Here is a 6,506-nt window from a genome sequence, read left to right as displayed (position 1 = left end):
GCTGCCCTTCACGTCAAATGGCGTATCCTCGACAAGAGTATATAGATGGGTTTCTGCGCTTGAGGTGAACAACTTCATCCAAAGCATCCGGTAGCGTGTAACCGAGCCATCAGCGAAATATAATCTCGTTCCAATTCTTACTGCAACGAAAGTGTGTCGTCGCATTTTCCCTGAGATCATCGCTTTAGTTTTGGATGGGACATTGAAGCGGGTTCATATGAATGGGTCCGCTTTCGGGCTGTGTAATATCACAGTCGATCCGGACGAAATTGATGGTCTCTCAGATGCAGGTGTCGAGGAAGATTATCTTGGCCGCAAGGACGCCGCCGCTTTCCTGAGCACGAGCGTTGAGACGATCAAAGACCTTATCGACCTTGGTGTGTTTTCCGCGACGATTGTTCGTCATAAGAAAACAAATTTGCCTATGGACATGGTGCGGCTCGAAGAACTGAACGAGTTCCGCAATAAATATGTTGTGTTGGACGATCTGTCAAAAACCCGTCAAGTGCGGTCGATTAAGGTGAGGTTTGACCTGGAAAAGCTCGGTGTGCTGCCTGCGTATGAGGGGAGCCGTAATGCGAGCAAGGTATACCATCGAAGCGACATCAAACGCGTCGGTTTCTAAAAAGGCAATTTCCGCTTTCTATCTCAAGGCCCGCTTCGGCGGGCCTTTTTTGTGCTGTATTTTCCTCAGAGCATTTTCACAAGGCCGCAAGAGGACACGAATCCGAAATCATTCAATCTTTACAGTCGCTATGGTCCTGAAGGGAAATTCGTTAGGGGCCGCACCAAGAGTTTAAGGTGTTTTTGTCACGCCTCTTGTCGACGCTGGAATGCGTGGGATCAAACAGTTAATCCTTTAGATAACCATGATGGCCAGTGTTGTCGCAACGCGGCCATGATTGCGCCCGAACTCTAGCGGAAATCACTTCTGCTTTGCGCCCCCATGCCGTTCGTTCACACCACCAGAATTGGTTCGTGGGAGCTGTCGGTATGCTGTTCGAGCGGTCACGCCCGGAATGCGGCCGATAGGTGACTTCGGCAATGATAGAACGTGCCAATATTGAGCCTCAGACAGCGCCAATAGCCTCGCAAGCATCTGCGGGACGACCGTTTCGGGCGAACTTGTTCCGGTATCGTCACGCGATCTCCAACCGCCTCGGCATTTCGCCGCATTGTCGGAACAGCAGAGATCGAGTTCACGTTTTGAAATGAACGGTCACCGAAAATGAGTTCCCATTTGGTGCCAGTGCGGGCATGTGTTTGTGAAAGCCCGTATGAGCCACTGCTCGACGACACACGAATCAAAGAGCTGACAGATGGAAAATCCGGTTGCACTGAATCGTCTTTCCGAAAACACGGTCTTCCGTAAGGGCGATGTTTTCGTCCTCTTCGGCGAACTGTTCGGCCGCGGATACGCCACCGGCTTGCTTGATGAAGCCAGGCGGGCAGGAATGGAGATTGTGGGGATCACCGTTGGGCGGCGCGACGAGAACAACGCGCTGCGGCCGCTCGACGCCGAGGAACTGTCTTCGGCGGAGGCCCGGCTGGGCGGCAAGATCATCAACATACCTCTTATGGCGGGTTTCGATCTTGATGCGCCCGAAGACGGGCCAACTCCCACCGATCTCCTGGCAAAGATGACGCTTGAGAGCTGGGAACACGACAAGCTCGACTGGGACTATATCGGGCAGTGCCGCGACATCGCCACGGCGCGTTTTACGGAGTCGCTTTCAAAAGTCATGACCGTTCTCGACGGAATGATCGCCGCTGGCCGCAATGTGTTCTTTGCCCACACAATGGCCGGGGGCATCCCGAAGGCGAAGGTATTCTTGGTCGTCGCCAATCGAATCTACAAGGGGACCGGAGCTCGCCACATGTCGTCGCAGACCTTGCTCGACAGTGACATGGGAAAACTCATCCTGCAGAATTTTGACGAGGTCTCCGCAAACACATTTCGCCATCTCATTGATTTCAGCGCAGCGATCCGCGAGCGCGTGGAAGCTTCGGGCGGTCAAATACGATATACGGCCTATGGTTACCATGGATCGTCGGTTCTCATTGACGGAAGCTATCGTTGGCAGACCTATACCAACTACACCCAGGGTTATGCGAAAATGCGGCTCGAAGGCATTGCAGAGGAAGCCTGGGCGAAAGGGATCAAGGCAACTGTCTATAACTGCCCCGAAATCCGGACCAATTCCTCCGATGTGTTCACGGGTATCGAATTGCCCCTGATACCGCTGCTGCTTGCCTTGAAGAAAGAAAACGGTGGCAAATGGGCAGACGAACAGTGGCAGGCCTGCGAGCAGCTTCTGGCGGATGGCTTAACCATGAAGGACGTGTTCCAGAAGATCGCCGACATGCAGGCCAGCGAAGTCATGCGTCCGTTCTATGACTTTTCGGCATGGCCCATGGCAAACAGTCAGGCACAGGCCGATCTGACCATCGGCACGTCCAATGGGATCGCCCAGATGCATCGCAATAGCAAGGTGATGATCAGTGACCTCCTGAGCGGTCTCGTTGTGAAGGCAACCGGGCAGCTCATTTTTGGCGAATCTTCAGACCCCTCCGGTCCCGTCCTGTGGCTCAACCACGATATCGTGGCTCGGCGACTGAACGCTTCCCACCCGCATTCGAAGTCTCCCGCGCCGGGAATGGAATCTTCGTCCCTTGAGATGGCGTGACGGTTTCCCAGCTTTAGAGTATCGGATTTATCCGGAAACCGGTTTCCACTTTTCGGTTTGATGTTCTACAGCGCCGTGTGCCGTATATGGCGCACGGCGCTGTAGCGCTTTATATCTGCAGCATAATTCTTTAAACCGATTCCGGTTTAAAGAATTATGCAGTAGCGGCTGGCTTTTTCCTCACAAATAGCTGAGGGCGTTTTGAGGTTCGCAGTGGATGCGGTTGCGGCCATGTTGTTTGGCGCGGTAGAGCGCCATATCGGTGGCGGCCATGAATTTCTGGAAATTTGAAAAATGATCGGCGGATTGGGCAAGACCAAAGCTGGCGGTGATTCTGCCAGGTGCCAGGGGTTCGAGACAAATATTTTCCAGGCAGGTGCGTAGACGTTCGGCAATCGCTTGGGCTTGAACCAGATTGGTGCCCGGCAGAAGAACGCAGAACTCTTCGCCGCCGATCCGGCCTGCCAGATCGTTTGGCCGCAAATTACTGCGGATCGCCTGTGCTGCTGCGATCAATGCTTTATCGCCGGTTTCATGGCCGAATGCGTCATTGATGCCCTTGAAATGATCCAGATCGAAGAGGAGAAGGCACATGGGGTCGCCGCTGCGGATGGTCTCTTCAAGGGCTTCGGTCCCTTTTGTCAGAATGAACCGGCGGTTTGCCAATCCGGTCAGGGGATCGGTATTGGCTTGAAGGGTCAAGGTTTTGAGAGAACTGTCCAATTCCGTTACCAGGGAGGAAACCGCCTGGGCGACAGTGCCGATTTCATCTTTCGTCTTGACCGCGATTGCAACAGGTGACCCTTCCTGCCGGTATCGGGTTATGGACTGGTTGAGCTGGCGTAGCGGTTTAATGATCCGCCAGAGCGACAGCAGGCAGCCCGCCGTTCCAGCCAAGGTCGATATCAGCAGGACCAGCAAAATGCTTGCTTCACTCAGCGCGCCGCCACCAAGGACATGTGCGACCACCGCCAGAAGTGGCACGTGAATGGAGATAAAGCAGATTACAAAAATCTTTGTTATCAGCGACGAACGTATCGCCCGAGCCGTCATATGCGGCCATCCAGCCATCCAATTTCTCTTGAGCATCCCTGTAAACTTCAATTCCTTTTACAACCGGCAGGATAGATAGGGATGATCGTGGCTTAAAAAAGCAATATCTAGATATTTTTAGGGTTTTTTGGAGTTTCGGTCATGCAAGTCGCCAGTGAATGACAGTCAAATTTGTTGTTTTTTAAAACTATTTTATGGTTTAACAAGATGGTCATTCATCAACAAAGGATATTGCCCGCGCATTGAACGGGCAATATCCACCTTGTATCAAGACAAAACCGGTAGGCTTATGGGGTACCCGTGCTGGTGCCTGTACCTGAACTATTGCCTGTGCTGCTTCCAGGCGTTGCAGGTGTCGTTGTCGTGCTGCCTGTTCCACCAGTGCCACCAGTCGAGGAACTGGTGCCGGGGGTTGATGTCGAGCTGCCACTCTTGGAGCTGCTGTCATCTCCGCAGGAGGCCAGAAGCCCGAGAAGAGCAACGACCGGTACGATTTTCTTCAGCATGTGTATCCTCCTTTTATGCTCCGCACGTTTTGAAGTGCGTCAGCTTTTAAACCAGGAAAATGCCGCAGATCTTGGTCGCAAACACGGCATGTCCGCGACGTTTTCGTGGTCTGGCATGGCGCTTTCACGCGCTCGTTACCGCCTTTCAACCCTTTTGGCTCAGGATTGTTCCAGCAAAAGGGAACCGGTTTTGTGAGCTTAAAAATCGAAGGGTGAACGATAGTGGATTTCGTCCATCCGGCAAATTTCAAGACATCAAGGCCTGACGCCCTCTTTCCATTGCGCCATTGCGCATGGGCCTACAGTATTTCCCCGGGCTACTGCATAATTTTAGCGTTATACCGGTTGGAGTTTAAGGTGAAAATTATGCAGCATATTTAAAGCGCTACAGCAAACCTGAATGCGCCATAGGCGGTGCATGGTGCTGTCGTGTGCGCTTGCGAGATGGATTGTGCGACTGCGAAAGGAATGATAGGTTTTCCAAGTGACGTTTTTCTCTATGTGACAAGAACGCTGATCCTGGATCTGCGACAAACTCTCTGAATGTTTGGCCAGTGCAGGGGAATGCGACAGGGAACTCATTCAGGACAAGATCGATGTTTCTACCTGCCGGCGCTTCCTATGAGGCTCTCTGTCATGCGTTTTCCTGGTCCATACCAGCTCAGTTCAACATGGGACGGGCCGTTTGCGATGAATGGGCGGTCCGCGAACCGGACCGGGTCTGTCTTGAGCATTTTTCACCTGATGGTGCGCATCGGACCTTAACCTATGGGGCGCTTGCTGTACGATCCAACGCCTTCGCGGATGCTCTGAGCCAGCTCGGCATTGGTGCTGGGGAGCGGGTTGCCTTGCTGCTGCCGCAGGGGTTTGAGACAGTCATCGCGCATGTGGCGATTTACAAGCTTGGAGCGATCGCCCTGCCGCTGGCCTTGCTGTTTGGTGCCGATGCATTGGAATACCGGCTGAAGACGGCAGGCGCCTGCGCGGTCATCACCAATGATTTCGGTCTATCGCGCCTGGAGCCGATCCGGGCCAGCCTGCCGGACCTCCGGGAGGTTATTTCCATTGGCAAGCCTTCTCCCGACGTTCTGTCCTTTGATCATTTATGGCAGAGCGGTTCGGCGTCTTTTGAGGGGCCGCAGACCGGACCGGATGATCCGGCGCTGATGATCTTCACCTCCGGCACGACAGGCGCGCCAAAGGGCGCTCTGCACGGCCATCGGGTGCTTGCCGGTCACATTCCAGGCTTCCAGCTTGCCCATGACGGTCTACCGCAACCGGGCGACAGAATCTGGACGCCTTCGGACTGGGCCTGGGCTGGAGGGCTTTTGAATGTGCTGATGCCAGCCCTGATGCTGGGTGTGCCGGTCGTGTCGTCGCCGGCCCAGAAATTCGATCCGGCCATGGCCTTTCGCATCATGGCGGAGATGAAGGTGCGCAATGCCTTCATTCCGCCCACCGCCTTGCGGCTGCTCAAAACGGTGAACAATCCGCGCCAGCATTATGATCTTGTGCTGCGTTCCATCGGTTCGGCAGGGGAATCGCTGGGGCGGGAAACCTATCAATGGGTCAAGACGGCGCTTGGTATCACGCCCAATGAATTCTATGGGCAGACCGAATGCAATTTCGTACTGTCATCGGCAGCAGGTCTGGGCGTCAGCAAGGCCGGTGCCATTGGTAAGCCGGTGCCGGGCCATCGCGTCGCAATTATCGATGACAAGGGCAGGGAGCTGCCGGTGGGCAAGGTCGGACAGGTGGCGATTGCCCGGCCCGATCCGGTGATGTTCCTGGAATATTGGAATGATCCGCAGGCGACCCGCCAGAAATTCATTGGTGACTGGATGCTGACCGGGGATCTCGGACGCCAGGATAGCGAGGGCTATGTGGAGTTTTTCGGTCGCGACGATGATGTCATTACGTCATCCGGCTACCGTATCGGCCCGGCGGAAATCGAGGATTGTCTGGTTGGTCATCCGGCTGTGCGTCTGGCGGCGGCGGTCGGCAAACCCGATCCGATACGAACCGAAATCGTCAAGGCCTATGTGGTGCTCGCGCCAGGTTTTCAGGCTGGACCGGCCCTGGCCCGTGACATTGCCGATTGGGTCAAGCAACGGCTGTCCATGCATGAATATCCGCGTGAAGTGGAGTTCATCGCCGATATGCCGCTGACCACCAGCGGCAAGGTGATCCGCCGTCTGCTGCGTGAGCGCGATGAACCGCAACAGGCACAGCCGGGTGTGATGACCGGCTGATTTCTCGC

At 54.6% G+C, this 6,506-nt stretch carries 5 protein-coding genes; 3 read left to right on the top strand and 2 right to left on the bottom strand.

The window, feature by feature from the left end:
* The first annotated feature begins 202 nt into the window (after positions 1-202).
* Both ASB66_RS25690 and ASB66_RS25685 read left to right on the top strand, forming a co-directional pair.
* Entirely contained in the window at positions 203-625 is a 423-nt protein-coding gene (locus ASB66_RS25690; RefSeq protein WP_147274084.1) for a hypothetical protein, read from the top strand.
* 694 nt (positions 626-1,319) lie between these two features.
* On the top strand, positions 1,320-2,687 hold the full coding sequence (locus ASB66_RS25685) for an enoyl ACP reductase FabMG family protein (protein WP_060718021.1): 1,368 nt from the start codon (positions 1,320-1,322) through the stop codon (positions 2,685-2,687).
* A gap of 180 nt (positions 2,688-2,867) precedes the next feature.
* Here the strand turns inward: ASB66_RS25685 and ASB66_RS25680 are convergent, their stop codons facing one another.
* Positions 2,868-3,758 (bottom strand): sensor domain-containing diguanylate cyclase, encoded by an 891-nt coding sequence (locus ASB66_RS25680; protein WP_060718022.1) that lies wholly within the window; start codon positions 3,756-3,758, stop codon positions 2,868-2,870.
* A 269-nt stretch (positions 3,759-4,027) separates the two neighbouring features.
* Positions 4,028-4,246 (bottom strand): hypothetical protein, encoded by a 219-nt coding sequence (locus tag ASB66_RS26150; protein ID WP_147274083.1) that lies wholly within the window; start codon positions 4,244-4,246, stop codon positions 4,028-4,030.
* Positions 4,247-4,842: 596 nt separating this feature from the next.
* On the opposite strand from ASB66_RS26150, the gene ASB66_RS25675 reads away from it, so the two are divergent.
* The gene (locus ASB66_RS25675; protein WP_060718023.1) at positions 4,843-6,498 is read left to right on the top strand and encodes an AMP-binding protein; all 1,656 of its coding nucleotides are present in this window, start codon (positions 4,843-4,845) and stop codon (positions 6,496-6,498) included.
* Positions 6,499-6,506: the final 8 nt, after the last annotated feature.

Origin of the sequence: Gillisella vitis (assembly GCF_001541345.2) — a bacterium.
GTDB classification, from domain to species: Bacteria; Pseudomonadota; Alphaproteobacteria; order Rhizobiales; family Rhizobiaceae; genus Allorhizobium; species Allorhizobium vitis.
Note: the sequence above shows the minus strand (reverse complement) of the source record. Positions and strands in the feature narration are given on the sequence as shown.